Annotated in this window: 24 protein-coding genes; 6 read left to right on the forward strand and 18 right to left on the reverse strand. The window is 50.4% G+C overall.

Annotated elements, in window-relative coordinates:
* Nucleotides 1–41: 41 nt before the first annotated feature.
* The gene (locus FGI41_RS03160; RefSeq protein ID WP_176560101.1) at nucleotides 42–806 is read right to left on the reverse strand and encodes a NosD domain-containing protein; all 765 of its coding nucleotides are present in this window, start codon (nucleotides 804–806) and stop codon (nucleotides 42–44) included.
* A gap of 76 nt (nucleotides 807–882) precedes the next feature.
* On the reverse strand, nucleotides 883–1,308 hold the full coding sequence (locus FGI41_RS03165; protein WP_139488510.1) for a pectinesterase: 426 nt from the start codon (nucleotides 1,306–1,308) through the stop codon (nucleotides 883–885).
* A 242-nt stretch (nucleotides 1,309–1,550) separates the two neighbouring features.
* Between FGI41_RS03165 and FGI41_RS03170 the strand changes: the two genes are divergently transcribed.
* A complete protein-coding gene (locus FGI41_RS03170; protein WP_139488511.1) occupies nucleotides 1,551–2,768 on the forward strand; it encodes a cytochrome P450 in 1,218 nt (405 codons plus the stop codon).
* 30 nt (nucleotides 2,769–2,798) lie between these two features.
* Here FGI41_RS03170 and FGI41_RS03175 read toward each other — a convergent pair whose 3' ends face one another.
* Nucleotides 2,799–3,893 (reverse strand): GGDEF domain-containing protein, encoded by a 1,095-nt coding sequence (locus tag FGI41_RS03175; RefSeq protein ID WP_139488512.1) that lies wholly within the window; start codon nucleotides 3,891–3,893, stop codon nucleotides 2,799–2,801.
* Between the two features lie 481 nt (nucleotides 3,894–4,374).
* Between FGI41_RS03175 and FGI41_RS03180 the strand changes: the two genes are divergently transcribed.
* Nucleotides 4,375–6,210: a prenyltransferase/squalene oxidase repeat-containing protein gene (locus FGI41_RS03180; RefSeq protein WP_139488513.1), complete on the forward strand. Its 1,836-nt coding sequence runs from the start codon at nucleotides 4,375–4,377 to the stop codon at nucleotides 6,208–6,210.
* 51 nt (nucleotides 6,211–6,261) lie between these two features.
* Here FGI41_RS03180 and FGI41_RS03185 read toward each other — a convergent pair whose 3' ends face one another.
* Entirely contained in the window at nucleotides 6,262–6,660 is a 399-nt protein-coding gene (locus FGI41_RS03185) for a MerR family transcriptional regulator (RefSeq protein ID WP_139488514.1), read from the reverse strand.
* A gap of 102 nt (nucleotides 6,661–6,762) precedes the next feature.
* Here FGI41_RS03185 and FGI41_RS03190 point away from each other — a divergent pair, with 102 nt between their 5' ends.
* On the forward strand, nucleotides 6,763–7,155 hold the full coding sequence (locus tag FGI41_RS03190) for a carboxymuconolactone decarboxylase family protein (RefSeq protein ID WP_176560102.1): 393 nt from the start codon (nucleotides 6,763–6,765) through the stop codon (nucleotides 7,153–7,155).
* Nucleotides 7,156–7,179: 24 nt separating this feature from the next.
* Here FGI41_RS03190 and FGI41_RS03195 read toward each other — a convergent pair whose 3' ends face one another.
* The 4 genes from FGI41_RS03195 to FGI41_RS03210 all read right to left on the reverse strand — a co-directional run bounded on the left by FGI41_RS03195 (nucleotide 7,180) and on the right by FGI41_RS03210 (nucleotide 10,602).
* A complete protein-coding gene (locus FGI41_RS03195) occupies nucleotides 7,180–7,962 on the reverse strand; it encodes a formate/nitrite transporter family protein (protein WP_139488515.1) in 783 nt (260 codons plus the stop codon).
* 111 nt (nucleotides 7,963–8,073) lie between these two features.
* On the reverse strand, nucleotides 8,074–8,403 hold the full coding sequence (locus tag FGI41_RS03200) for an MBL fold metallo-hydrolase (RefSeq protein WP_139488516.1): 330 nt from the start codon (nucleotides 8,401–8,403) through the stop codon (nucleotides 8,074–8,076).
* Entirely contained in the window at nucleotides 8,342–9,016 is a 675-nt protein-coding gene (locus FGI41_RS03205; RefSeq protein ID WP_139488517.1) for an NAD(P)H-dependent oxidoreductase, read from the reverse strand. The genes FGI41_RS03200 and FGI41_RS03205 overlap by 62 nt, the downstream gene beginning before the upstream one ends.
* Before the next feature lie 221 nt (nucleotides 9,017–9,237).
* The gene (locus FGI41_RS03210; protein WP_139488518.1) at nucleotides 9,238–10,602 is read right to left on the reverse strand and encodes a peptidase; all 1,365 of its coding nucleotides are present in this window, start codon (nucleotides 10,600–10,602) and stop codon (nucleotides 9,238–9,240) included.
* A gap of 216 nt (nucleotides 10,603–10,818) precedes the next feature.
* Here FGI41_RS03210 and FGI41_RS03215 point away from each other — a divergent pair, with 216 nt between their 5' ends.
* Nucleotides 10,819–11,550: a DsbA family oxidoreductase gene (locus tag FGI41_RS03215; protein ID WP_139488519.1), complete on the forward strand. Its 732-nt coding sequence runs from the start codon at nucleotides 10,819–10,821 to the stop codon at nucleotides 11,548–11,550.
* A 102-nt stretch (nucleotides 11,551–11,652) separates the two neighbouring features.
* Here FGI41_RS03215 and FGI41_RS03220 read toward each other — a convergent pair whose 3' ends face one another.
* A complete protein-coding gene (locus FGI41_RS03220) occupies nucleotides 11,653–12,543 on the reverse strand; it encodes an AraC family transcriptional regulator (protein ID WP_139488520.1) in 891 nt (296 codons plus the stop codon).
* Between the two features lie 110 nt (nucleotides 12,544–12,653).
* On the opposite strand from FGI41_RS03220, the gene FGI41_RS03225 reads away from it, so the two are divergent.
* Nucleotides 12,654–13,607, forward strand: a complete 954-nt coding sequence (locus tag FGI41_RS03225) for an EamA family transporter (protein WP_139488521.1) — start codon at nucleotides 12,654–12,656, stop codon at nucleotides 13,605–13,607.
* Nucleotides 13,608–13,640: 33 nt separating this feature from the next.
* Here the strand turns inward: FGI41_RS03225 and FGI41_RS03230 are convergent, their stop codons facing one another.
* From FGI41_RS03230 to FGI41_RS03240, 3 genes are all read right to left on the reverse strand, one after another.
* Nucleotides 13,641–14,540, reverse strand: coding sequence for an SDR family oxidoreductase (locus FGI41_RS03230; RefSeq protein ID WP_139488522.1), 900 nt, complete (start codon nucleotides 14,538–14,540; stop codon nucleotides 13,641–13,643).
* A gap of 207 nt (nucleotides 14,541–14,747) precedes the next feature.
* Nucleotides 14,748–16,370, reverse strand: coding sequence for a diguanylate cyclase domain-containing protein (locus FGI41_RS03235; protein ID WP_255298341.1), 1,623 nt, complete (start codon nucleotides 16,368–16,370; stop codon nucleotides 14,748–14,750).
* Nucleotides 16,371–16,688: 318 nt separating this feature from the next.
* On the reverse strand, nucleotides 16,689–17,555 hold the full coding sequence (locus tag FGI41_RS03240; protein WP_255298302.1) for an aldose epimerase family protein: 867 nt from the start codon (nucleotides 17,553–17,555) through the stop codon (nucleotides 16,689–16,691).
* A gap of 206 nt (nucleotides 17,556–17,761) precedes the next feature.
* On the opposite strand from FGI41_RS03240, the gene FGI41_RS03245 reads away from it, so the two are divergent.
* Complete coding sequence (locus FGI41_RS03245; protein WP_139488524.1) at nucleotides 17,762–18,637, forward strand: hypothetical protein; 876 nt, start codon at nucleotides 17,762–17,764, stop codon at nucleotides 18,635–18,637.
* 166 nt (nucleotides 18,638–18,803) lie between these two features.
* Here the strand turns inward: FGI41_RS03245 and FGI41_RS03250 are convergent, their stop codons facing one another.
* From FGI41_RS03250 to pyk, 6 genes are all read right to left on the reverse strand, one after another.
* Nucleotides 18,804–20,054, reverse strand: coding sequence for a cupin domain-containing protein (locus FGI41_RS03250; protein WP_139488525.1), 1,251 nt, complete (start codon nucleotides 20,052–20,054; stop codon nucleotides 18,804–18,806).
* Between the two features lie 76 nt (nucleotides 20,055–20,130).
* Nucleotides 20,131–21,294 (reverse strand): cupin domain-containing protein, encoded by a 1,164-nt coding sequence (locus tag FGI41_RS03255; protein ID WP_139488526.1) that lies wholly within the window; start codon nucleotides 21,292–21,294, stop codon nucleotides 20,131–20,133.
* Nucleotide 21,295: 1 nt separating this feature from the next.
* The gene (locus FGI41_RS03260; RefSeq protein WP_139488527.1) at nucleotides 21,296–23,116 is read right to left on the reverse strand and encodes a GMC oxidoreductase; all 1,821 of its coding nucleotides are present in this window, start codon (nucleotides 23,114–23,116) and stop codon (nucleotides 21,296–21,298) included.
* Nucleotides 23,117–23,204: 88 nt separating this feature from the next.
* The gene (locus tag FGI41_RS03265) at nucleotides 23,205–24,317 is read right to left on the reverse strand and encodes a gluconate 2-dehydrogenase subunit 3 family protein (RefSeq protein ID WP_218015216.1); all 1,113 of its coding nucleotides are present in this window, start codon (nucleotides 24,315–24,317) and stop codon (nucleotides 23,205–23,207) included.
* Nucleotides 24,318–24,609: 292 nt separating this feature from the next.
* Entirely contained in the window at nucleotides 24,610–25,536 is a 927-nt protein-coding gene (locus FGI41_RS03270) for an MBL fold metallo-hydrolase (RefSeq protein ID WP_139488528.1), read from the reverse strand.
* A 159-nt stretch (nucleotides 25,537–25,695) separates the two neighbouring features.
* Nucleotides 25,696–26,814: a pyruvate kinase gene (gene pyk / locus FGI41_RS03275; protein WP_139488529.1), complete on the reverse strand. Its 1,119-nt coding sequence runs from the start codon at nucleotides 26,812–26,814 to the stop codon at nucleotides 25,696–25,698.
* Between the last annotated feature and the right edge of the window lie 33 nt (nucleotides 26,815–26,847).

The raw sequence follows: 26,847 nt of genomic DNA on the forward strand, positions 1-26,847 counted from the left end.
TTCCATCTACGTGGTCTTTTCCCTGCCCTGTCAGGTTCATTCTACAGAGGTGGTTCTTCTGTTATATTTCCGTTGCTGATATTGTCCCCCTCGACTAAAATCGGCATCTGGGTATACGTTCCAATCAGGGTGTTATACTCGACAAGATTACCTGTGTTATTATCGGTCGTCACCCGGATCCCGAAGTCACCGTAACCGTAGAGCGACTGTATCTGATTGCTGGCAATCCGTGAATTCTGAACATCAAATTCAACGAATACCCCATTGGAATCACTGTTCCAGTCATGGGTTTTTCCCCGCTCCTTCCACAGCCCGAACGTTGAGATTTGATTATCGGCGATCTCCAGATGGTTGGAGCGGATGATATAGATCCCATGAAAATCAGTATCTTGGATATCATTGCGTTGGACGTACACATTGCTTGACATCTGATCGACCTCAATCCCGAAAAAACGGGTGTCGTCGATCGTGTTATCTTGAATATACAGCCCGGTGTAGCGGCTGGTCGTGGGGATCTCGTGCTCGGCATTCCGCGAGATTTTAATTCCTGAATCCGCCGCACCTCTGATCATATTCGTTGCGATGATATTGTCATAGGAAGGCAGCGAATAATAGATGCCCGCGCCCGGTGAATTGATAATCGTATTGCCTGACACTTCTGAATCGCGACAGAGATAGAAGGCCAGCATCGTGTCCTCCAAGCGGTTGTTCCGCACCGTCCCACTTCGCTGCAACGAAAACGAAACACCGTCTCCTGTAAATTCCGAATAGACCTCATTGTTCTCAAACCGATTGTACGCATCCAATTCATTGCTCTCGACCGCTTCGATCGTCGGATCACCCGGTGTATAATGCGGCCCTGCAAAATAGACGGTAAAGATTTTAGGGAGAGCCCAAGAACCGCGAGTCTACGACAGTTACGTAGTTGGCACCAGACTCTACAAAAGCAGCCCATGCCTCATACGTCTGGGTATCCAAGGTCAGATTGGAGATGGTTACATAGTCGGCTTTTACCGCCAACAGGTCTGCCTCTGGATTGTTCTGGCGCAGGATCACCCCATTCTTGGACTCTCCCGTAATCGTCACATTCGGATAGTCGACCAACAAGGTTGTATGTACATCATAAACACCATTCTTGATATAAATATCAGTCTCTCGGGCCGCCAGCGCTGCTTCCAGACTGGTATAATCGCCTGTCCCATTCCCATCTACGATTTTGGTTGTTGTGGATGCTTTAGCAGAGTGCGGAATGACTACCAAAAAGCAAATAAGCGTCAAAAAAAGGCGGGTAAACAGGATCTTTGGCATAGGGAGGGCTCCTTTTCGCTTGTCTAATATTGATGTTCTTTATATATACCCTTGAAATATGGAGATGAAGCTTCAACTTTCAATATTTCTTTTGGCCCATTTATTAGGGCTTGAGCCTGATTCTTTACAGAAAGAATGATTCAGTATAATATGAATACTTATGGTAACATGTATGATTTTTCCACTTACCCATGACAGTCATATGATCGCGCAATGACGCGGTACCAGGAGGATGTTAGTCGATGACAACCGAGTACAAAAATCTGCACAATCCGAAAATGCTCAACCCTGTCGAAGCCCTTCTCGACAAAAAAGTGAAGCTCGACCCATTCGAATATCTCAACCACGCGCGGGAGAACACCCCGATCCGTTTTGACGAAAAGCGTGACTCATGGGAAATCTTCCTCTATGAAGACTGTCAGGCAGTCCTGTTAGACCCGGTTGTCTTCTCATCCCGCCGCTTTCCACCACAGATCCTGATCGCCCAATCGATGCTGTTCCTAGATCCACCCCGCCATACCCAATTGCGCAGTCTCGTGAGCAAAGCGTTCACCCCCAAAATGATCGCCAACCTCGCTCCCCGCATCAAACATCAGGTCAACCTGCTGCTTGATCAGGTGGCTGAGCGTGGTGAGATGGATATCATCGCTGACCTCAGTGATCCGATTCCAGTCACGATCATCGCAGAGATGCTTGGTGTCTCCTCAGGGGATCGCAAGGTGTTCCGCACTTGGGCCTCCCGTTTCCTGCAAAACGTAGAAACCACAGATCCGGATGAAATCTCCCGCCTCCTCGCCGAACAGAAAAAAGCGCAGGAAGAAATGGGTGAATACCTGACTCAGATGATCGCCACCCGCCGCCAAGACCCACAGGACGATGTGCTCAGCGAGTTGACCCAAGCCGAGATCGACGGCAAACGCCTGACCGACATCGAGCTTCTGGCTTTCTGCAACCTGTTGCTTGCAGCGGGCAGTGAATCTACGACCAACCTCGTCGGCAATGCGATGCGCTGCTTCCTCGACTTGCCACAGATTCAGGAGCAAGTAGGCAACGACCTGAGCCTGATCCCGACAGCTCTAGAAGAATCGCTGCGTTACCGTCCGACCGTACCGTTGCTCAACCGCGTCGCTTCTCAGGATGTGGAGTTCAAAGGCCACCAGATCAAGGAAGGCCAAGGTGTGATCGCATGGGTGGCTTCTGCCAACCGTGACCCGCGCAAATTCGATACCCCTGATGAATTCCGTCTCGACCGCGCTACCAACCCACATCTGACACTCGGTCACGGTGTACACTTCTGCATCGGCTCCGCACTCGGGCGGATGGAAGGCCAGCTCATGCTCGAAGGTCTCCTCTCCCGCTTCAAAAACTTCACCTATGCCCCTGGCACAGAGCTTCAACCTGTACCAAGCCACTTGGTACACGGTGTCAAATCTCTGCCCGTGCGTTTTGAAAAACGATAAACACACTCACATAAAAAAGAGACCCGGTTCCTATTCGGACTGGGTCTCTTGCTGTTTTTCGACCGTAATGGTCTGATTCCGACCGTTGCGCTTGGCATTGTAGAGATAGGCATCTGCTTGTTCGAACAGGCTATCCTTGTTCATCCCTTCGCACGCTTCCGCAAGGCCGATACTGACGGTGATCCGTCTTCCCTTCAATTCTTCGATGTCCATCTTGGCAATGTTGAGGCGAATCTGTTCTACCAATCGATAGGTCTGCTTCATCGTTTTGTGGGTGAACACGACCACGAACTCTTCCCCGCCTGCCCGTGCAACAAAATCGTGCAACGATACGGTCTCTTTGATCTGCTGGGCGACATGACGAAGAACGATATCTCCCACCTGATGACCGTAATCGTCATTCACGGTTTTGAAATGGTCGATGTCGATGATCGCCAGTTGGACAGGCTGGCAATCCATCTCCCGCTGTTCCATCAGCTGTTTCAAATAGAGGTGAAAGGTGGCCTGGTTGTTCAATTGGGTAAGCCCGTCTGTCTTGGCCGCCTGCTCCATCATCATACTGTTGACCATCAGTTCATTGAGATGCGTCAGAATTCGCGAACCGCGCCGCATGATCTGAATCGTAATCGAGCTTGCCGCTGCCATCATTCCAATGAAGGTGATAAAGTTGATAATCTCAAAATCCAGCCTGTACGGCTCAAAAAAACATTGAATCCCAACGTATGTCAGCACACTGATAAACATACTGAAATATACTTTTTTCTCATCAAAATAGACACCCGATGCAAAGATCGGGAACACAAACAGGGATTCTACCACCACAACCCTGTGATGAACCGTAGCAACCGTGGTCGCCAGCATGACGATAGCGGTCAGGATAATATAAGGCTGCCACCTTTTGGGAGCAAGCAGATACACCAATTCGGTCAACAGCATAATCCCCGTCATCAGAATCAGGGGACCGACAATCAGATAGTTCCAGAAGTAATCCAGATTTTGTTCCGTATAAAACATATTAATCCTCGCCACAATCGTGGTCAGGATGATCATAAACCAGTTCAGGTTCAAAATTTTACGATTCCAGTTATCCTGCAACGGAAGGGTGTTAGCCGGTAGTTTAGTCATAGTCGTCACTTACCTCTTCTGTCTTATAAATCAATTATTATTTATATACCACATAATTGCAGATTGAAAACGAGAATTTGTGTGAAATTTACACTTTATTCAGAAAAACAGGTTTGGATCACAGGATAATCCGTTGAGCGCGGGGTCTTTTCCTTTTATTCCCTGCATGCATTTGCCATTACAAGCATTTCGAAATCGATTTCGTAAACGTCTAAAACTGACCATCTCCCCTCCTGTTTTCTATGCCTGGACTGACTCCGACAGACAGATAAACTCGTGCCAACTTCCGCCAAAATGCTTGCTTCCCCACTCTTTTTCATTACTTTCACATAAAAAGGGATAAATTCCTATTATTACTTGTAAGAAATCTGAATAATGTGATAACATATGTTTGTAATCGTTTTCAGAAACCGTTTTCGTAAATAAGTTGGTTCGCTTTCATTTCCTGTCATTGATTTTGAATTCAGGGAGGGTTTTTTTGATGAAAACAAACAAAGCAAAGCTAGTCACCGTTCTTTCCTTGTGTGTTGGTCTTCTGTCCCCTGTAGCAGCTCCGATCAGCCAAGTGGCCCATGCTGGTGCAGCAGAGAATACACTGGCTTCTGACCGCGCCTATGCATGGTTGAAGGCACAGCAGGACCTGACAACTGGTCATGCGCTAAGCGGTCTGGTCGACAGCTTCGATGACTGGTGGAACGCGACCGACCGTAAGCAGATCGTCTACACCTACGATCAGGCCGTAGCCGCGATTGCTTTCATGGTCAAAGGAGACCGGGCGCGCGCCGAGCAGGTCCTCAATAAGATGGTGGCGATCCAAGACCCGGACGGCTCGTGGATCAACTCCTATTGGTGGAATGGCTACGGTGAAGAAATCCGCAAGCACGTAGGTCCTGTTGCATGGATGGCGATGGCCTTCATGACCCATGAGAAACTATACGGTGGTACTACATACCGCGCTCCAGCCAAGAAAGCGATGGACTGGATGGTCCAATTCAAAAAGCCGAACGGCGCCATCTCCGGCGGGAAAACCACATGGGACGCGAACGGGGCCTGGACCGATGAAGTCTGGAGCTCCACCGAACACAACCAAGATGTCTACAACATTCTCAAATATTACGCCAATGTCTTCCCTGACCGCACCACCACCTACAATGATGCCGCCAACGGGGTCAAGAGCTTCCTTGACAATGTCGTCTGGGATGACAGCAAAAAGAGATGGCGCGGCGGCTGGAAAAACAATACCAACCTGATCGACCCTGCCGTCCCGCTCGACGTCAATCCATGGGGCGTGCTGGCTCTCGGGTTGACGGGGACCCGCAGCTACAAGGATTCACTCGCCTATGTCGATAACGCCAATGGCAGTGGAACCGTCGACAGCCCCAAATACGTACACTCCCTCACCTATGACGGCTCTGGTCAGCTGCTCACCGCTTATGACTTCGACTGGCAATACGACTGCGCGAACGCCTACGACCAGAACGGCAATCCGATCGGGCAAAAATGCGCAGATGTCTGGTTCGAAGGCTCCGCATTCATGTCGCTTGCCCACTATATGAACGGCAACACAGCGAAAGCGGATTCGATCATCACCGAGATCATGAAAAAGCAAGGTACCAGCGGCTCTCTCTACGGCGGTGTGCCTTACTCGCTCAAAGGCTCCAACAACAGCTATTGGCGCATGGCGATGGAAAACTGCGTATCAAGCACAGGCTGGCTGATCATCGCGGCGCACCGTTTTAACCCATTCACCGGCTCTTATCTGACCGGTGGCGGCGGTGGTGGTGGCACGACTCCTCCTCCGACCACAGCCAATACTCTCTATCTGCGTGACGGTGCCTCTTCCACTGTCCAAGGAACACTGTCTGCCACAGCAGGTAGCTCTGCCAATACCGATACCATCGCCTCTGCGGGTGGCGGCAACTATGACGGAACCGTCCGCAATGCCAATGTCTACGTGATCAGTGGTCTCAACGGCACATACGACAGCACCAAATCCACTCAGTTCAATCTCTTCATCGACTCTGGCAGCGCGATTGCCAACGGCCTGCAAGCGAAAGTTTCGTATGATTTCAACGGGGATAACGTCTATGACCGTGCAGAGACGTTCAATTATTTTGCCACTGATGATGTGACAGGCTGGCAGAACTATTCCCAAGGCTCTGGCTTGAAATCTTCCAGCGGGTCATTCGCCAACCTGTCGAATGGTAAGGTAAAAGTAGAGATCTGGAGCGCCATCGGTAATGCCAACAGCACGGTGAGAACGGATGCGACGAGCACGCAGGGGTCGCAGTCTAAGCTTGTAATCCCGTATAAGTAAGCTGTTGATCATTGAGTTAGCATGAAAAGGGCTTGAGTCATGACAGAAGGTTTACCTCCCTGTCTGCTCAATCCCTTTTTCGTTTTCTTCTTCCATCGCTTTGTAGAGAGTGATTTTCTTCTCGATTTCGTTCATGTTTTTCTGAAGCTCCTGGATTTGTGCATTCACTTTGCTTTGGTGTGCCTCTAACATGTGGCGCCTTGCATGGATCGTCGACGCCCCCAACCGCCGCAAGTCTGAGTACTGCTTGATCTCGCTGATTGGCATCCCCATTCCACGTAGACAGACGATGAACTCAATCCATAGAATATCCGCTTCCGAGTACCGGCGATACCTGTTCTGGTCACGGGTAACACCTTCCAGCAATCCGATTTTTTCATAGTAGCGCAGCGTGTGTACCGTAAGTCCTGTTCGACTGGCAATTTGTTGAATCGTTCGTGTATTTTCCATATTTTGATCATAGCAGATATAAAAAAGGTTTGCTATAGAGTGCACTCTAATGTGTAGGATGATCCTACTCTCATTTATTACGAATGATTAGGAGGAATCAAAATGATAACAGAACGCTACCAACGTGGATGGGAAAAGCTGATGGAAGTGGACGGAACAGGCGGGGAACGTGTGATTGAATCCCTGCAAGACATCGCCCCTGATCTAGGCAGGTATGTGGTGGAGTTTGGCTTTGGAGACATCTACTCCAGAGACGGTCTGGATCTAAAACAACGACAGTTGGTAACCATCGCCTCGCTCACGACCCAAGGCGGTTGCGAACCGCAGTTGACTGTTCATCTTAACGCAGCGCTGAATGTGGGGCTTACTCCGAAAGAAATCATCGAAGCGATCATGCATTGCTGCCCCTATACAGGCTTTCCGCGTGTGTTGAATGCGATGTTGACAGCGAAGTGTGTTTTTCAAGAACGGAATGTATCGGAGTTACAGGGATAAGGTTACGGCCTGATGACACGTGCATCAGGCCTTCTTCTCCACCCCTCTGATATACGCCACCCAATAAATCATCGAGACAAATACAGTCCCGCCAATCGCATTCCCAATCCATACCGGGATAAAATTCGCCAGCCAGTCCCCCCATGTAGCCTGTCCTGCAAAAATCGCCGCCGGAATCAGAAACATATTGGCCACGACGTGCTGAAAGCCGATCGCGACGAAGCCCATGATCGGGAACCAGATGGCTATTATTTTTCCACCAATCGAATCGGCCGCATATGACATCCACACCGCCAAGGCGACCATCCAGTTACAGCCGATACCAGAGATGAGGGACTGGACGAAATTCTCCTCCAGCTTGGCATGGGTGATCGCCGTCGTCTTCGCGAGGAACGGGCCTGTTTCTGTTAGTCCGACGAGATGCCCGAAGAAATACGCGACGAATAACGCCCCGAGAAAATTGGTCAGCGTAATCCAGAACCAGTTGTGCAGCAGACGGCCTACCGTGATTTTTTTCGCCAAAGCGGCCATGCTGACAGCCATCATGTTGCCTGTCAGGAGTTCGCCCCCCGCGATGACCACGAGAATCAGACCTACCGGAAAAACAGCGGCCCCGAGAAAACTGGCGAAGCTCCCCCACTCCTTCGGGACATTCCCGATGACGCGGATGTCCAACAGAAACCCCAGTGCGATAAAAGCGCCTCCCAAAAATCCCAAGACCAGCATCGCCGGTAACGGTAAATGGGCCTTTCGCGTGCCTGCATCGATGGCGATCTCAGCCACCCGCTGCGGTGTATGGTAGGACATGAACGATCCACTCCCTCGTCAGATACAGTTAGGAGTAGGTTTCCAAAGCTTTCCCGGTACTATTCCTGCGTGCGGGCAGGCTATTCATCGTGTATGGCAGGTAGGTATCTGTCAAACGGTTATCTCCAGCAAATCATGGGCGACAATCACTTCACCACTGCGGAACACTTCACTTGCTTCCTGATATACCTGCTCCACATCAATTCCCGGCAAAAAGTGCGTCAAGACCAGCTTCTTCACACCCGCCGATACAGCTGTATGGGCCGCTTGTGCCGGTGTGCAATGCTCTTTCTGGAGGTTATCCCAGATCTTCTTAAAGTTAAAGACGGCAGAATCTTCATGAGGATTCTGCCGTTGCCCTATGTTTGACCTGTCTGCCTTACTTAATCCACTGTACGACTTGATCCATGCTGCGTCTGGTCTTCGGACGTTCCGGATCATTCTCCCGATAGCCGAATGCGACCATGACTGTTGCGTCAAACGCTCCATTCTCGAGCAGTCCCTCTTTTTCCAACAGCTCGTGTACACGGTCAAAATGGTAGCCTTCAATCGGGCAAGAATCAATCCCAATCTGAGCCGCCGCCGTCATCATATTGCCGAGGGCGATGTAGCATTGTTTACCGGCCCAGTCGAACAGAGTGCGGTCACGCTCGAACAAGCGCTGGTCATTTTCCTGGAATTCTCTGTAGCGATCCATCAGAGTTGCGAGTACATCATCTGGTACCTGCTTCACATTCTTTTGCAAATCCAGTACATACTCGGAGTCAAATCTGGCATTGCGTCTGGCGAGAATGATGACAAAATGGCTGGCGGTACGAAGCTGTCCCTGTGCGCCCCATGCTACTTCACGGAGTTTTTCTCTCAGCTCTTGGTTCTGCACCACGAGGAACTTCCATGGTTCATAGCCGACAGAGCTTGGGGAGAGTCTGCCTGTTTCTAAGATGAATTCAAAATCCTCATCGGAGATTTTTTTCGTCGGGTCAAATACCTTGGTGGCATGCCGGAACCTGTAGGCATCCAGAATTTCTTGTTTTTTCGCTGTATGATCCGTCATATTTGCTCATCCTTTTGTGCTGGAGTAGTTGATGTGATTTATTATATCGGTAATTCTAGATATGTCAATTTACCTTTTTGGGTAAAAGTGTCATTCTGGTGTAGTTCCCTTGAAGTATGCTTGTTTGAGTTCCTAACTATGTAAGATCAGGGTGCGTACATAGAAAAACCCCTGCCTGCCATACTGCACAGGAGGGGCTGGGAATCCGCTTTGCTTACCGATTAAAACGGATGATACATCGAGTAAGCGAAGTGATACAGGCTGCTGACGTTCATCGACAGACGTGTGTTACCATAGTAACCGTCAATTGGGATAATATCGTAGTAGTGTGTGCTGGCAGATGCATAGAAGCTGTAGTCACCGCGCGCTGGTGTGATGTTGCTGATTGGGATGCTGAAGTTGCCGTAGCTGTCCGTGATCGCGGTGCCAAGATGGACGGTGTTATTGAGGCGGGCGATGATGCGGATGGTCACTGGTGCGTTGTAGGCAGGCGTACCGGAAGCGGTTTTCGCTTGGCCGGTTACAGTGATATTACGGTAGATTCTCCACATGGAGCCATATCCATAGTTGATATACCCCTCTACGCCACCGTCTGAACTGATTCTGCTGACACTGATCTGGGAAGGAACTGTCGTCTGAGCGCTGGATAAGGTGTATACCTGTGTCGGGCTTACAGATGTAGTAGAGATGACACGGATGAAGAATGTGCCTTGCGGGAAGCCGATGTTATAGCGGGTGTTTTGATTCAGGGTAGCCAGGACATTCAGGTTGGTGTCGAGGATGTCTGTACGATACGCACCGCTTCCGTTGTTGGTGAGCTGCACCGCAAAGTTAGTCGCTGTCGTTACATTGTACTTGATCCAGTCTTCGTCAAAATCATTGTCAATCGTCTGTGATACGCTGAACTTGTCGCTTTTCGCTTTGGCATAATACGCGTTATCATCCGGTTCAGCAGCGTCATATTGGGAAGAATGCTTCACGATAAAAGCAAACGGGTTGGCTGCATCGAAGCCGGAAGCGGAGTTGACGGCGATGAAGTAGTAGCCTGGTGTGGCGATTTTGCTCAGGTTCTCATTCTGACCAGCCAGATACACAGAGGAAACCTGCTCTTCCAATGCGCCTGTCGTCTCGTTGTATTTAAACATATGTAAGTCATAGTCGACAGTCGTTGAGTCTACGGTGTCCATGTAGACGGTTACTTTGCCTGCCTGGTCGTTTCGGAAGAAGAACCATTGCTCCCCGCCTTCTTCGGTGATCACATCGGTGACAACGGTGTCTTTTTGGAAGTAGGTTGCCATCGCAGGTGTGTTGTTGTCGTCTGCGTCAATCGTGATGTAGTCGGCGTCCGAAGCTTTAGGCTTCTTCACTTTCTTTGTGGAAAATTCGGCTGGATCGACGGCTTGTCCATCTGGGAGCGTCAGTTTCCCGCTTTTCTCCTCTGCCCATTTGGCCTTGGTTTTGCTCAGATCGATGGACGTGACATCAATCTCCTTGTTCAGCGGCTTAGCCGAAGCAGATGCCACCGAGATACCACTTACTGCTGTGCTTGCGAACAGCAGGGTGGCTAGGAACAATTTTTTGAACAATGTTACCACTCCTTTAACTAATAGTAAAAATACGACTTCATTATACAAGAGATTAGCAAAATATTACATATATTACACCAAAATTTTCATTATGAAATATTTGTCACAATTCTGATAACAAAAGTTTTGCTACTGACATTTTGTAAGTGTTATGGTACGATCAAGACGGTTCGAAAACCGCCCGCCACAGATGGCTGGTGTATATGGAGGTTCTCTATGAAAGTAGAAATCTGGTCTGATTTTATCTGCCCGTTTTGCTATATTGGAAAACGTCGCTTTGAAGCGGCTCTGGAACAGTTCGCCCATAAACAAGAGATCGAAGTGATCTATCGCAGCTTTGAGCTTGATCCTAATGCCAAGCGTGAGGCGACTCAAGATATCCACAGCATGCTGGCTGGCAAGTACGGCATGAGTCTGGAGCAAGCCAAATCGGCGAATGCAGATGTCGGCAGACAAGCAGAAGGTGTCGGTCTTACCTATGACTTTGACAACATGAAGCCGTCCAACACATTTGACGCACACCGCCTGTCGCATTATGCTGCCAGTCATGGTCGGATGCAGGAGATGACGGAGCGTCTGCTCTATGCTTATTTTACAGAAGGCAAGCATCTGGGTGATCATGAGACACTGACCGCTCTGGCCGCTGAAGTAGGGCTTGATAGGGACGAAGTGGCGAAGATGCTGTCTGGTGAGGACTTCACCCAAGAAGTGCGCTCCGATGAACAGGAAGCTGTCGATCTTGGGATTCGCGGTGTTCCCTTCTTCGTGATCAACCGCCGCTATGCGGTATCTGGTGCACAGCCGAGCGAGGTGTTCCTCGACGCGTTGAAAAAAGCGTGGGACGAGCAAAGTCCGCTGACCATTCTCAACGAGGCCAGTGAGTCTGCGGACGATGCGGCTTGTGTGGACGGGGTATGTGCGACGGATGGTGATAAGCAGAAGCAGTAACAGGTTGCTTCACTTTTCGATTCACGAGCAAAAAGACCTAATCAATTACTGATTAGGTCTTTTTGGCTATCGAGAAAACCCTACTTTCATACCGGGAGTTCATTAACCATCATCCATTTTATACTTTTTATACGCTAATGGTGTCATATTCATCGACTTTCGGAATCTATCAATAAAATAGCTTGTACTATTAAATCCTACTTGATAGGCCACTTCCGTAACATTAGATTCTGCTTGTTGCAGGAGGAGTACGCTTTTTTGAATTCGATAATCCATTACGTAATTCAACGGTGTTGTCCTCAACATTCGTTTGAAATATCGACAGCATTCAGAACGGCTCAATTGACCAACTCTTGCAATATCATCTAACATGATTTTCTCAGCATAATGTTGATGGATCCAATTTAACATTTGCTTCATTCGTTGACTCTTCACTATTTCCGTCTGGTCGTATTCTAATGGAAAGCCATTCATGATTAAGTTTTTCCAAATGAATGTTAGCTGCACGGTGATATCGAATTCATAGTACGGTGATTTCTGTTGAATCCATTGATTAATATTTAGAATGGCATCTAAAATATTTTTCCCCCAAGGCTCATTTGCATCTATGTATAAGTACGGTAAATTAGTCGCTTGAATATAGGGACTTACATAGGTTGAATAAAGTTCTTGGGATAAAACGAAATGTGGAGAAACATTTAAACAAATATAGACACAACCTGATTGATTTTTCTCTTCCGCCATGTGCAGGCAACCACTATTGATAAATAGTCCGTTCCCCTCTCGAACCACTCGTTTTTCTTCATTGATCTGAAAGATTGCTTCCCCTTTTACAATCAGGACAAATTGAATTTCGTCATGCCAATGAAGTGGGATATGTCCATGTATATTTTGGGTAATGGTTGTTTGGTAACATGCAATCGGTAACACGACGGTACGATGTTCGGTTAGCTCTTTCAAGCTTTGGTCAACCATGAAATTTTTTGTTTGCAAATTCCCGCCACCTCAATATCTTTATATTTTTTAGCTAGATATGAGTATTATTAAATCAATTTTCCACTTACTATTACACTATTATTATAATTAAAGGTGGAGAATTAATCATGGATACACAAACGAGACGAACAGGGTTATTTCTCGTGATAACGGGAGCGATATTTTGGGGGATTGGTGGCACTGTTGCACAAAAGCTCTTTCAACAATACGCAATTGATGTAAATTGGCTTGTAACGACACGCTTGCTCATAGCTGGGTTTTTACTTTTAACCGTTCAATTTTTGGTGAAAGACCGTTCACAGATATTTGGTGTCTGGAAAACTAGAAGGACAGCCGTTCATCTGATTATCTTCGCGATACTTGGTATGCTTGCTGTTCAATACACCTATATGGCATCTATTAAACATGGTAATGCTGCTGTTGCAACGCTATTACAATATTTAGCACCTGTCATGATTATCATCTACGAAATCTTACGAAAACAATCCGTGTTAACACGAAGAGATTTGTTGACGGTATTGCTTGCTTTGTTCGGTTGCTTTTTCTTATTAACAAACGGCTCCATCTCTGAACTATCCGTGCCGACACTTGCAATCGTTTGGGGTGTTTTATCTGGGTTAACGTTAGCCTTTTATTCCTTATATGCTGTTCCTCTATTGAAGCAATACGATTCTCTTGTCATTGTTGGCTGGGCTATGATAATCGGTGGTACTTCATTAAGTTTTATCCATCCACCTTGGCAAATGAACACTGCAACCATGACGCTAGAAGCCTATTTATACTTACTATTCGTTATCATATTCGGTACAATGATTGCATTTTGGTTTTATATAGAAAGCTTACAAAGCCTTTCCCCTAAAGAATCAAGCCTCCTTGGTAGCTTAGAGCCACTAGCGGCTGTTTTAACAACGGTCATTTGGTTACAAGAACCTTTTGGATTTTTTCAATGGATTGGTACATCTTGTATCATTGGGATGATTTTATTATTGGCATTGAATAAAACGTCTTCTACACAGAATAACCAACCCCATAAAAATAAAAAGCCCCTCAGAGTGAGTTAATCGCTCGAGAGGCATTACTATGCTAATCTGCCATTACGAATCTACCAGCTCTCCCCCATTCGGGTGCAGGATCTGTCCGGTTATGTAACGAGAATCATCTGATGCGAGGAACACATAGCTGGTCGCCACTTCAAAAGGCTGGCCGGCACGCTTCATCGGGGTATCGGTGCCGAAGGTTTTGACCTGCTCTTCGGGGAAGGTGGCTGGAATCAGTGGAGTCCAGATCGGGCCTGGTGCTACACCGTTGACGCGAATTCCCTGCTTGACGAGTGATTGGGAGAGCGAACGGGTGAAGGCTAAGATCGCACCCTTGGTCGAGGAGTAATCGAGCAGCTGTGGATTGCCTGCATAGGCGGTGACCGATGTCGTATTGATGATCGCACTGCCGCTCTTCAGGTGTGGGAGGACGGCTTTGGTCATGAAGAAAAAGGCGTAGATATTGGTACGGAACGTCAGATCAAGCTGTTCGGCGGTGATGTCGAGGATGCTCTGCTGGACGAATTGGACGGCATGGTTGTTGACCAGAATGTCGATTTTGTCGAAATGCTGGATCGCCTGCCGCACAACCTCCTGTGACATCGCTTCCTGCTGCAAGTCTCCGGGAACCAGCAGGCAGCGTCTACCGTATTGCTCGACCCGCTGCCTCGTCTCCTCTGCATCCTCGTGTTCGTTGAGATAGGCGATCACCACGTCTGCGCCTTCTTTGGCAAACGCATACGCGACTGCTCTGCCGATCCCGCTGTCTCCACCTGTGATGATGGTGACTTTATCCTTTAGCTTTCCGCTTCCCAGTGCTTCGGAATTCTCGGAGATAGGTCGTGGAACCATCAAGGTTTCAAGGCCGGGCTGCTGATTCTGGTGCTGTGTGGGAAATGAGATCGGGACTTCCTCACACTTCTTCTTTTTACCATAGTACTCGTACTCAGGATACATGGGAGGGCATCACCTTTCTGTCACGATCATTATTCTTACAAGTTATATCCACAGTTGGCTAGGCAATATTTCACAGTCCTATGCAGTTTAGCCAAACGGAAAAAGACCTAATCCCCCCGACCAGGTCTGTGATACAAAAAAGAGCAGGGATCTCCCCCTGCTCTTTACTCTTTATGCTTCATTCATTTCATAGATACGTACGGCTTTTTAACTCTTATGAAATGTCACTTTGTTCTTACCCGTCCGCTTCGACACATACAGCGCTTCGTCTGCATATCGGATCACTGCAATCGGCTCTTGGTCATTGGTAGGCCATACTGCTCCCCCGACACTGCATCCCACGTGAAGCTGTTGATTCGCCAGATCGAACGGTTGATTCAGGCTCGCAATGATTTTTTCAGCGGTGACGGCTGCTTCCTGTACAGGATTAGCCGCAGACGTAAACAGCACGACCAAAAACTCGTCACCGCCCAGCCGGAATGCACTCTCGTCAGCACGGATACAGCGTTTGAGCCTGGTTGCCACCTCCTGCAATAACAGATCGCCGGTGTGGTGACCATGGGTGTCATTCACCAGCTTGAATCCATCCAGATCCAGATAGAGGAAGGTGAGGGTTTCGTCCATGGATTGTGCTTTTTTCATCGCAGTTTCCAAAAACGGATCAAGCGCAATCCGGTTCATCAGACCTGTCAGGTTGTCGGTATGAGCAAGATTCTCCATCCGGCCCAGATCAGACACGGTGCGAACCAGTGAGTCTACCAGCTCCCGGAGCGATAATGAGAGGATTTCGATATCTTTAATTCCTGAGTAATAAGGGATTTCTACCCGTTCACCTGCGCGCAGGCGGTTGGCGGTGTGGGAGATGTGCTGCAGTGGTTTGGTGATGAATCCTGCGATCAGCCATCCGATCAGTGCAAATACAACCGATGAGATGACCCCAATGAGCAGAAGCATGTTCTGCAATTCCCTCACAGGTGCATAGGCTGTCTCCTCAGGAATCCGAACCAGAACCGACCATCCCAATCCTGAGTAGTTCTGGTAGCCGTCGCCCAACGCATAGCCGGTCAAATACCGCCCTCCATCCGGCCAAGTCTCCAGTAACCAATTGTTCTGTCCTTTTCGGGCCAGATTGACACTGTCCAGATGCAGGGGCTTGCCGACCATTTTTTCGGGCCCCAAGATGACCGTGTCATTCTGCTTGCTGACGACGAAAATCTCTGCATCCCTACTATCATCCTTCAACGGCTGGACGATATCCTTTTCTACCTGACGGGACCACTCCCAGCTAAGATGGGCAGCCAGTACGCCGACCAGCTCTCCATCATCTCCTACGACTGCCTTGGATATATCGACAAATTGCAGTGGCTCACCAGTCGGATTGGGGAGCAGCTTCGCCAGCAGAACGGCTTCATGCACATCCCCGATAAAGTGTCCTTTGATCCCTTCCTGATAGACAGGGCGCTTGGATATATCCTTGCCTGCCAGGATGCGCTGGGTAGCGGCAAGCACCTTCCCGTCCCGATCGGTCAACCCTACCCACGAGAAGGAAGGAAAGCTTTTTTGCAGCTGGTCTAACAGCTCTTGAACCGAATGCAGATCATCAGGATTTTTGATATCTTTCAGCTGGCTGATTACGTCTATTTCGCCCGCACGCGCCCACATGAAAAAGTCAAGCTTATCGGCCATCTGATAAGCGGTGGTGGAGAGCTGGTTTCCAATCTCCTCTTTCATTTTTTCACCGGATTGCTTGCCGATCGTCAAGACCAGAACGGCAGTTAAGAGAAAAATGACAGCGGCAAAGATCACAGCTACATAGGTGCGGAGTTTCATTTTCAATAGGAACACGACCTCCTTATCTGACAGAAAAACCAAGTAGAATATGAAATGCAGCAGAACCACCAAAATAGATGGGTATAAAAATGAGCGGATGTAGTTTTTAGTACCACTATATTGTAATACTCAAACATGAAAATGTCTTCTGGCTGTTCGCAAGATTCGTTCCCATGGGTATGAAATCTTTTTGCGGAAAATGAATCCTTATCGGAATTTTATCATGAAAAAGCCGGCTCTCCTACTCTGAGAAGTTCCGGCTTCGTTTGTTGATATCGTATGGCCTTCAAGCATGGCCTACACGTCCAAAGTTGATTTCTACTGCAACGAGATCCCTACTTCCGTCCGCAACACGCCCCCGTCAGGCACCATCTGCAGCTGCTCCTTGCGATTCAGCTCATTCCCCAGTGCCATCCACGGCTCCACACAGACAAAATCCTGCCCTTCCTCCGTCCACAGCATGATGAACCGGAACTCCTCCCCGTACTCGATCACGACCCTCTGATTCGTATCCTCTAAGTCAAAAGCAATCTCCTGTGTCACCGCATCAAGCAACGCTACCGATTGTTTGAGATCGCTCAGATCGACGACCCCTTCGAAGGCCCGGATCGTCATATCCCGGTAATTGAGACAACGCTGGGCATCTGTCTCATAACGGATTTCTTTGTCCGCGACACGAAAATACGGATGAAATCCAGCATACATCGGCATGTCGGCCCCGGAGCGATTATGATACTCCTGCTGGATCGTCAGCTTCCCGTCTTGGAGAATGTACGTGAATCTCAGCTCAAAATCAAACGGGTAATACTTCCGCGTATCGTCGTCGCTTGCAAGCACCAGTGTAATCGAAGCCTTCTCTTCTGTGTCCGTAGCCGCTACCGTCCACGGCTTGTTGCGCGCGAAGCCGTGATTGGGCATGGGATAGGCTTGGCCGTTCCACTCGTAGGTGGCATTCTCCATTTGACCGCAAGCAGGAAACAAAATCGGAATGCCGCCTCTGATATTTTTCGTCGGGTCATAAAACGTCTCTTTGTTCAGAAACAACAGCTCCCGACCGCCGATCCCAAGGCTGATGATGATCCCGCCGCGCTCTGGGGCAACCTTCACCCACGAATTCGTGACAGCTTCTGTCAGCTCATAGATTTGATATTGTTGATCCATATAGGTGTTCACTTGATACGTCACGCGATAAACCTCCCGGATAATGGACTCTATCCATTTATTTTACACAGTCCTGTGCGGTTCTCCTAATTGGATTGGATTCTGGAGCGCGTCCCACAGGTTTTCCACCAGTTTTCCACATTGATTTAAAGAAAATCTAAGAATTGGCGTCTAGACTTAAACCTGCAACAACGAGTCACCTATACGGAACAACGAAAGGATGATCAATCATGATGAAAAATATCACGATGCTTTCTGCAATCGGCGCACTCGTAGTGGCTGGCGGTCTCGGAATCGCACACGCTGCAACAGAGACGACCACTTCCGGCACAGGTACAAGCAAAATCGCGCTTCCTTTTGTCAAGGCTGACGGCGACCACATCAAGGTCCGTGGGATCAAAGGCTTCGGGAAGGACAACACCGAGCTGCTCACCCTGCTCAAGCTTGACGAAGAAGGTCTGAAAACCCAGCTCCAAGCTGGCAAATCCCTCGCTGAGATCGCAGAAGCCCAAGGCGTATCCAAGGATTCCGTGATCGAGCTGATCAAAAAGCAAAACAATGAGCGCATCGATCAAGCTGTAACCGATGGCAAGCTGACTGCGGAACAAGCTGCTGAATTGAAAGCTCAATTCGACTCCAAAGTAGCTGAGATGATCGAGAAAACAGGCATCGGTGTTGGCAAAGGCGGCTTCGGCAAAGGTCACCGCGGCTTCTTCCACAGTGAAGAGCTCCACACCCTGCTCAAGCTTGACGAGGAAGGTCTGAAAACCCAGCTCCAAGCTGGCAAATCCCTCGCTGAGATCGCAGAAGCCCAAGGCGTATCCAAGGATTCCGTAATCGAGCTGATTAAAAAGCAAAACAATGAGCGCATCGATCAAGCCGTAACCGATGGCAAGCTGACTGCAGAACAGGCTGCTGAGATGAAAACTCAATTCGACTCCAAAGTAGCTGAGCTGATCGAGCAAAAAGGCTTCGCTGGCGGTAAAGGGAAAGGCGGTTTCGGTAAAGGGAAAGGCGGTTTCGGTAAAGGCCGCGACGGCAAAGGTACAAACAGCACCCAACAGCCACAAGAATCCACCACCACTACCTCTTCTACTACTTTGTAAGATACTCTGTAAAACGAACAGATAGCCACAAGAACACCACACATAGAATCAGCTTCCTACACATAAAAAAAGGAAACGGGCCTGCTCCCCCGTTTCCTTTTTGCGTTCTACACGTTTTCCTCCGCACGCTACACTCTACACGATCCATCTCATGCTCGCAGCAGAATCAATCATACCCGCCAAACATCAACAGCGGCAAATCCTCATCCGTGGTGTTGATCAAGGCATGCAGCTGCCCGCTTTTCAAAAGAACCATGTGTCCAGGGCGCAGGGTACGGATTTCGAGAGCACGTTCACGGTCTGGACGCTGCTCCCAGTCGCCTGTCACCATCAGTGCCTGCCCCTGCATCAGAAAGAACATCTCCTGATTATCCCGGTGGCGGTGCAGTCCGATATGACAGCGCGGTTTCATAATCGACATGTCAATATAGTCAACCGCGAAGAACGGCTCATAGGGATGAGGATGGTCTTTGCTCCCGAAAGCGTCCTGATTCCAAGACTCCAGCGGACGACCCAGCTCCTTGCTGTCCCGGAAGCGGAAGTAGTTGGAGAACAGATTGCGGTACTCCAAGAACCCAAGACCCCCATGCGGATTGGCGCTGACCCCTGCCGCGAGATAGTGATCCCATCCCCGCAGCAGCTGATTGAACTCATAATGATAATTGCGTCCATCTAACGAATCCCAGTAACGCCCCGTGTCATCTCCCACCGCCAGCTCAATCCGAAGCGGCAGGATCGGGTGCAGGGAATGCTCAGGCACGATGGTTCTCACATCTTGCTCATCGAGGGTTTCCCGCCGGAAGTCTTCCAGATGGCCCAGTAACAGGTCAGCACGCACTTGCAGCTCACCGCGCGCCAAGGCAGCTCTCCCCTGCTCATCCAGACATGCTTCCAGCTCTTTTGCCGTGCCGGGAAATCCCCACAGCTCTACTTCATAGCGGTCGGTCTCTTGGTTATACGGTACGGTGATCAGCTGTGTGGCAGCACGGTTGCCGACTTTGAGATAGAGCTGGATGTAGGAGCCCAGCTGGTGGTTGGAAGCTTTGGACAGCTTGGAATCCATACCTCCCCGATAGGAAAACCGCAGGAAGGTACCGCACCAGTTGCCTGCTGATGCGATCCCGCGCACCAGATAGGTGTCGGTTGTGGTGAAGTCTTCGACGTTTTGCTTTTGGAAATCTTCTTTATTTTCCTGCCGGGCAGGGTCTAAGACGTCCTGATTCGGTCTGCTCGGGCCGTATAAGTACAGCTGGTCATACGGAAATAGGTATTGAAGCGTCTCAGGGCGGTAATATTCCAGCTCGGCGGCCAGACGGACCGATTCGACGAGTGCGGTAATCTTTTGAACCGGATTCGCGCGGTTATAGGCAGGCGGCTGTTCGATACGGATGACGTGATCCGTGGTCAGAATGCTCATGCTCTCTCCTCCATCAAGGGGTTCTGGTGATCACGGGTAATCGCGGTCGCGGGTTATCACTGGATATCGCTTACGATCAGTTGCTGTGATACAGGAATGCTACGAACTTGAGCGGTTTGTCGCCAGTGTTGCGGATGCCGTGGATGCCCCCGCTTTTGGTGAAGATCACATTGCCCGGTCTGATGGGAAGCTCCTTCACCTGACGTCTGCCAATCGCAAAAATCTCGGTCTCCACCGTGCGGTACTTCGGCTCCCCGGTGACTGGATCGACCGCATCTGTAGCAGGGTCATCCCCCTCACCCATGTACGCGATTCCCTGCCCCTCTACGATATAATACAGCTCCTCCGAGCCCACATGACGGTGTGTCCCCTCGATCGTGCCGGGTGGGATCGTCACCTCATGGAAAAAGACGACCGACCCGCCCAATTCACGCTGCAACAGCCACCTCATCTCGATGATATTGTCAGGGAACAGTTCTGGATTCTCCCCCTGGATCATCATCGCATTACGGTAGCGCACCGGTTTGACTTCGTTGCTGTCGAGGAACCAGCCGCGCTGAAAGTCAATCCCATAGCTCTCGTCCGCAATCGTATTGGCCTGTGAGCTTGGTTCATCCACTCCCGGCTCTTGATGGGAGCGCAGGTAGTTGTTATCCCACTGCGGATCGTTGATCGTGTAGCCGTATGGTTGATCCTTGTCGTTTTCGCGGAATTTCAGCTCCAGCCGCTTGATTTTTTTCGGCTCAGCCAGCGCCTGACTGAACGGGCGTACACGGGTGATCGCTCCATTCTGCCCCATCTGTCCCAGGATCATATAGTCATGCTTGCTGCCCACAGGCGGGTTGAGACTCTCCCAGATTTCCACCTGATACGCTTTAATCCAGTTGCAATAATGCAGCTTGACTATCGCTTCCTCTTGAGTGCCATCTTCCGGGTGGATTTTGACCCATGCCAGTATCTCGTCACGCAGAAAACGCTGCTTCTCCCGCGCCACCTCGACTAAGCGGCTGGCCCGGTATTCGATCCGCATAAAATGGGTGAGGAACCGGCCGTCCATATAGACCTCACCCTTTAACACGGTCACATCATGCTTGCTTCGTACCTCCTGCACATTGTAACGGTAGCGTCCGCTGCGGGTCGCGTTGAGATACTGTGCATGGTAGATCCGGTCTGGAAAAAAGACCACCTTGAACACACTGTTCTCCGGCTTCGTATGAATATCGGCAAACTTAGGGTCCACTCTATAACCTCCCCAAAAGGTGATGAGCCACACGGAAGGCATTGGCCTCAATCGTATGCGTCGGGTTGGCTCCCCCCGATGTCGGCATGAACGAACCGTCTGTCACATACAGATTGTCAAAATCCCACGCCCGGCAGTTGACATCCAGTACCGAATCCCGACGATCCTTCCCAAAACGCGCTCCGCCCAAAATATGGTTGGCGATCCGTGCCAGACCATTCTCCGCCAGATAGACACCGCCGCCTTGTACCGAGCCTTCTGCCAGATCGCAGCCTTTTTCCAGAATCCTCGCACACTCGCGGGCAATCGTGTCCATCAAGGCGACATCGTGGCTGTGCCAGTCTTTGATAATATAAGCTGACGGCATCCCCCACTTGTCGCGGATGGTCGGATGCAGCTCGATGCGGTTGCTGTACAGCGGTACTTGATTCGCCATAAAAGCAACAGAGAGCGTCGTGCCAAAATCCTCTTTCAGCCACTCCAGCAGTTGATCACCTGTCAGCTCTGTCCGTTCGGTAAACGACTTCCAGATCGTATCCATATCCTGTGCATCAAGCGTCCGAGCAAGCGAGATCGGCAGCGCGGAGTCAGAGGTATTGTTGTAGATCGCCGCACCCGCCCACAAGCCATGGCTCTTGAGGTAATCATCGGTGGCGCAGAATTCAGTGGCCCAGTCGCTGTCTAATGAAAGCGACTTGTCAAACCGCTCCGGTACACGAACCCGCGCCCCACCGAAGCAGTGCGTGAGGAAATACTTGCCGAGCAGATCGTTCTGATGAATCCGACGGTCAAAATCATGGTTGGCGAGCGCAGAGACCTTGAGCAGCCGCACAGATTCGATAGCCGAGCAGGCGACGATCACGACTTTGCCACTGACCGTACGCATCGTGCCGGACGGGTCGCGGTACTGCACGCGGTTGACATTTCCGTAGCCATCTGACTCCAGCTGGGTCACCGTGCAGTTGGCGCGAAGCTCGATGTTGGGCAGATCCTTGATTGGTGCGAGCAGTGACACCCATGTGTTGGACTTGAGGCCGAGTGGATCGCCATAGCGGTTGACATACCCCGTCTTGGCGGTGTCTGGGTCTCTCGGTACTTTTCGTCCGCTTGGCTCATGGTCTTCCGTGATCACGGCAAGCGGGGTACGGAAGCGTTTCATCCCGAGTGCGTCCATGCCTTTGGCGATATAGCCGCTGATCGGATTGGGGTCAAGCGGGGTCTGGTAGTAGTCCGCCCGAAATGGCTTCGCTTGATTTTCGCTCGTTCCGTTGATCCCGATCAGCCTCTCCGTCATCTCATACCACGGGAGAAAATCTTGATAGCTAAGCGGCCAATCGCGCGCTTCCCGCCGTACGTCATCATTGGGGTCGTTCTTCAGATCGGTGCGCTGCTCGTTGTAGGAGTGCAGCTGGAAGTCCGTCTCGGAAAAACGCAGGCTCACCGCCCCGTACAGCTGTGTGCCCCCACCGACGACATGTGCCGTATAGCCCTCGATCGTCGCATAATCACCAGGCGTGCGGCGGTTGAACTTGCCAGTCTCGCGGTAGATGTGTGGTTCATCATTGAGATCTGGCTCGACATGGCTTGCGTAGTAGGATTGCCCCCTGTTGGCGACCGCCAGTGTGATGCGCTTTTCCGCTCCGGTAGCGAGCAGCTCATCCCTTTTGTAATCGCTTACACCACTTGGCGCATGTTGCTGCGGGAGGAATAGCGGGCCTTTTTCCAAGACCAGAACCGTCTTGCCTGCCTTGGCGAGTGTATGGGCGATCGGTGCTCCCCCTGCGCCGCTGCCGATTATCACTGCATCAAAATGGGTCTGCATGTGAAACCACCCTTTCTGTGAGCATCCTCTGTTCCTGCGAGGGCATCAGCCGCGTTGCTGTGGGCATCAGCCACATTTTGTGCGGGCATCAGCCATTGTACTCTTCGTTAAGACCCAGAGGATACTCGATGCTCCGCCGCCAGTCGAATAGAGTCTTGCCTTTGTCATCGCAGAACAGTTCGCCGAGGAACGCCCAGCCCGCCCCGCTGATATTGCCGCCGTACTTCGGATGCGAGAAGGCCCCCGTGATCGTGTGTCTGCGCACAAGCTGGAGAAAATAACGCGGATTCCCGTATTGATGATAATCCCAGCCCACTACATCATTGCAGGCCATCTGGCGGTACAGATCCATGTAGACCTCCCGCGACTGACGGTCAGGCTCCAGCCCGCGCCGACGCTGACGAAGCAGCTGGTCGATGATCGCAAGACAGATTTTATAATCAATCAGATGATGACGTTCTTCACGGGCAAGCACCTTGTCGATATAATTGACGACCCCTACCTGCTCATCGAGACGATAGACCGGTGTGTAGTTCTGCTCCTTGCTGTCCCGGTCGAGGTAGTAATAGTAGTTTTTGAGAAAACGCTCCCCCTCTTCGGTATGAAAAGGCAGGATATGGTCAGTCAGCCGCTCCAGAATCACCCGCTCCCAGCGCTCAAAGGTAAGCGGAACCGCACACGACTGGGTGAAAAAGCGGGACCACGTCACCCCATTATCCAGCTTCGCGGTCTGCGGATTGATCGGATCAAGCTGCCATTCCCCGTCCACGCAGAATTTGTAGGTGTGCACCTGCCCTTTTGGAACCTTGACCGACAGCGCATAGTAGCGGGTAGCCTCCCCGGCAAAGCGAATCTGCTGAAGCGGCAAGCGCTCGTATAGATTGGCAAACGTCCCGACCACACTGATCCGATGCTCCGTCTCCGCATCATCAGCCGCATAGACAAAGGTGACGAGATTGTAATCATAGCAAGCGGGATTTCCCGAACCGTCACCGTAGCTGTCGATGATCGGAAAACGCCATTGATCCGCAATCTTCGCACGCGGGTCACTGTCTGCCAGCTCCCCATTGTAATTGTGCCTTGGCTCCCCTTCTTTTCGGGCCAGGTATTTCGCGCAATGATTCAGTACGTACTGGTCAAAATTGTCCCGTTCGATGATCAAATCGGACTTCTTTGCCTGTTCGAGAATCAATATAGACACGCAAACTCCCCTTCCTTGTCGTTTCTTCGGCCAAACTGTAAGGATCTGGTAACCAAACACAAAACTACTGTAACAGTTATTTTGACGAATCGTGTTTTATTCCGCTGTGTAGGAAAATTGTCTGTCTTTTCACAAGGACTGAAGTGAGTCTATGGTCGTAAAACAAAAGTCAAAAAAACCTCTCTCCATCGGCTAAGGATGGTGAGAGGCTGGTGTAGATGGCCATGTATGCTGGATGTAACTGAGTTTACTGGTTCTATCAGGCTTGCTGATGCTGATTTGCTGATTTTGGCTATGCCTGCTGATCCAAAAAGATGCTTTCTCCGATCTTCATCACGGCCAACTGCTCCTTGGGCAATTGAAGTCTGTTCCATTCTGCATAGAGCCGTTCGAGAGCCTCCGGACCTGTATCATCGGCGAGACGGTAGGCCCCGTAGTGCATCGGGACGAATGTCTTTGCTTTCAGTTCCAGAAAAGCTTTTACCGCATCCTCAGGATTGATATGAGAGACTTTCATAAACCACTCAGGCTCATAGGCTCCGATCGGCATGAAGACCGTATCAAGCCCAAAGCGTGCCCCGATCTCCTGAAAGCCGCGGAAATATCCGGTGTCCCCTACGAAATAATGCGTCTCCTCCCGAGATTGGAACACCCAGCCGCCCCAGTGGGAGGTATTCATATCGGTCAGCGTTCTTCTCGTCCAGTGCTGGGCTGGGACAAAATGCAGCGTGAGTTCCCCATGATCGATACTGTCCCACCAGCTCGCTTCGATTACCTGTTGATAGCCTTTTCGTTGAAAAAGAGATTTCAGGCCAACCGGGACGTAATAGGTGGGGTTGCCTCTCAGTCTCTTAATGGAGCCAAAATCCAGATGATCGTAATGACCATGCGAGATAACCACGATGTCGATCTCCGGCAACTCATCAAAAGTAAGACCTGGTGCTGTCAGGCGTTTTTGAAAGCCCATCCGGTTGGCCCACACCGGGTCGGTCAGGATGTTGAGGCCGTTCATTTGGATGAGAAACGTAGAGTGACCGACCCAGGTATAGGAGGTGGTTTGGCGGTTTTGCCGGATTCTTTCGATCTGCCGGTTGGTCTCGTGCGGGATGTGTACGGTCAGGTCTTTTACCTTGGTCTTGCGTTCCTGTCTCCACTTGTACATGTCTTGAAACGTTTTTTTATTTTCGATTCCATCTAAATTGGTATAGCGTGTGCGCATGGCTTCACCTCTTCGTGAAGGTGGGAGTGGCGGGTAATGGTGTGTACATCTTGAGGTGTACGGCCTCTGCCGTACGGCGTTTATATGATGTAGCGTGTACGGCTTCTGCCCACTCGGGTGGGGCTAATACCGTACGGATCTGTGTTTACCTATCGACCTTTATACCAAGACAGGCTCACGGGACTCTGTGCTGGTGGTGTCCGTATTCTCGGACAACAGCTCTACCATATCCTCTACCGTGAACGGCTGCTCTTGCTTTTGACGCAGAGCGAATTGGGCTACGGTCTTCAGCGTCTCGACGCTTTGCACCGGATACTGGCCTGCGGCGCTTTCGGCAGAGAGCATCACGGCATCAGTGCCATCGAGAACGGCTTGAAAAATATCTGTCACCTCGGCACGGGTCGGCACAGGATGGTCAATCATCGACTGGAGCATCTGTGTCGCGGTGATGACATAGGTGTCTGTGCGGCGACATTCGTTAATCATCGCTTTTTGCAGGACGGGAACCCACTGGTACGGCAGCTCGACCCCGAGATCTCCGCGTGCCACCATGATGCCGTCGGCGGTGTCTCTGATGCCGGTAAAATTGCGGATGCCCTCCATCGTCTCAATCTTGGCGATCAGTCTTGGTGTATGACCGCGTGTGATGCCTGCATAGGAGCGGATTTCGTCGAGATGGGCCGCTTCCCGGATGAAGGAGCAGGCGACCATATCGACCTTTTCGAGCAATAAAAAACGCAGGTCGCTCTGATCCTTTTGGGTCATCGCAGGCAATCCGACACGGGTGTCTGGGAGATTGACGCCCTTGTGGCTGCTGATTGTGCCTCCTACGGTCACTTCGGTCTCGATGTGATCAGCATGAACATGCGTAGCTGTGAGACGTACCTCGCCGTCATTGATCAGGATGCGTGCGCCAAGCTTGACATCGTTGGTGATGCCGGGATAATCGACACTGGCTTCGTTTTGGTTGCCGATCATAGAAGTGGTGCGGATGATGAAGGTCTGTCCGGCCGTGAGTGTGACGGCGTTGGTTGGCGCGTTTTGACCTTTGATTTCACCAAGGCGGATTTTCGGGCCTTGCAGGTCTGCAAGGATTTTGACTGGTTTGCCCATGGATTTGCTCAGCTCGCGGACATGCTGGATCGTCGCCTGATGGGTCGGATGATCGCCGTGTGACATGTTGATCCGTGCGACCGTCATGCCGTGGGTGATCAATTCGCGCAGGACAGCAGGATCGTGGCTGGCCGGTCCGATGGTGCAGATGATGTCAATCGCCATAAGTTTTCCTCCGTTTCCTTGGGGAAGGTTCTT

The sequence above is a fragment of the Brevibacillus dissolubilis genome (assembly GCF_006170445.1).
Classification (GTDB): domain Bacteria; phylum Bacillota; class Bacilli; order Brevibacillales; family Brevibacillaceae; genus Brevibacillus_B; species Brevibacillus_B dissolubilis.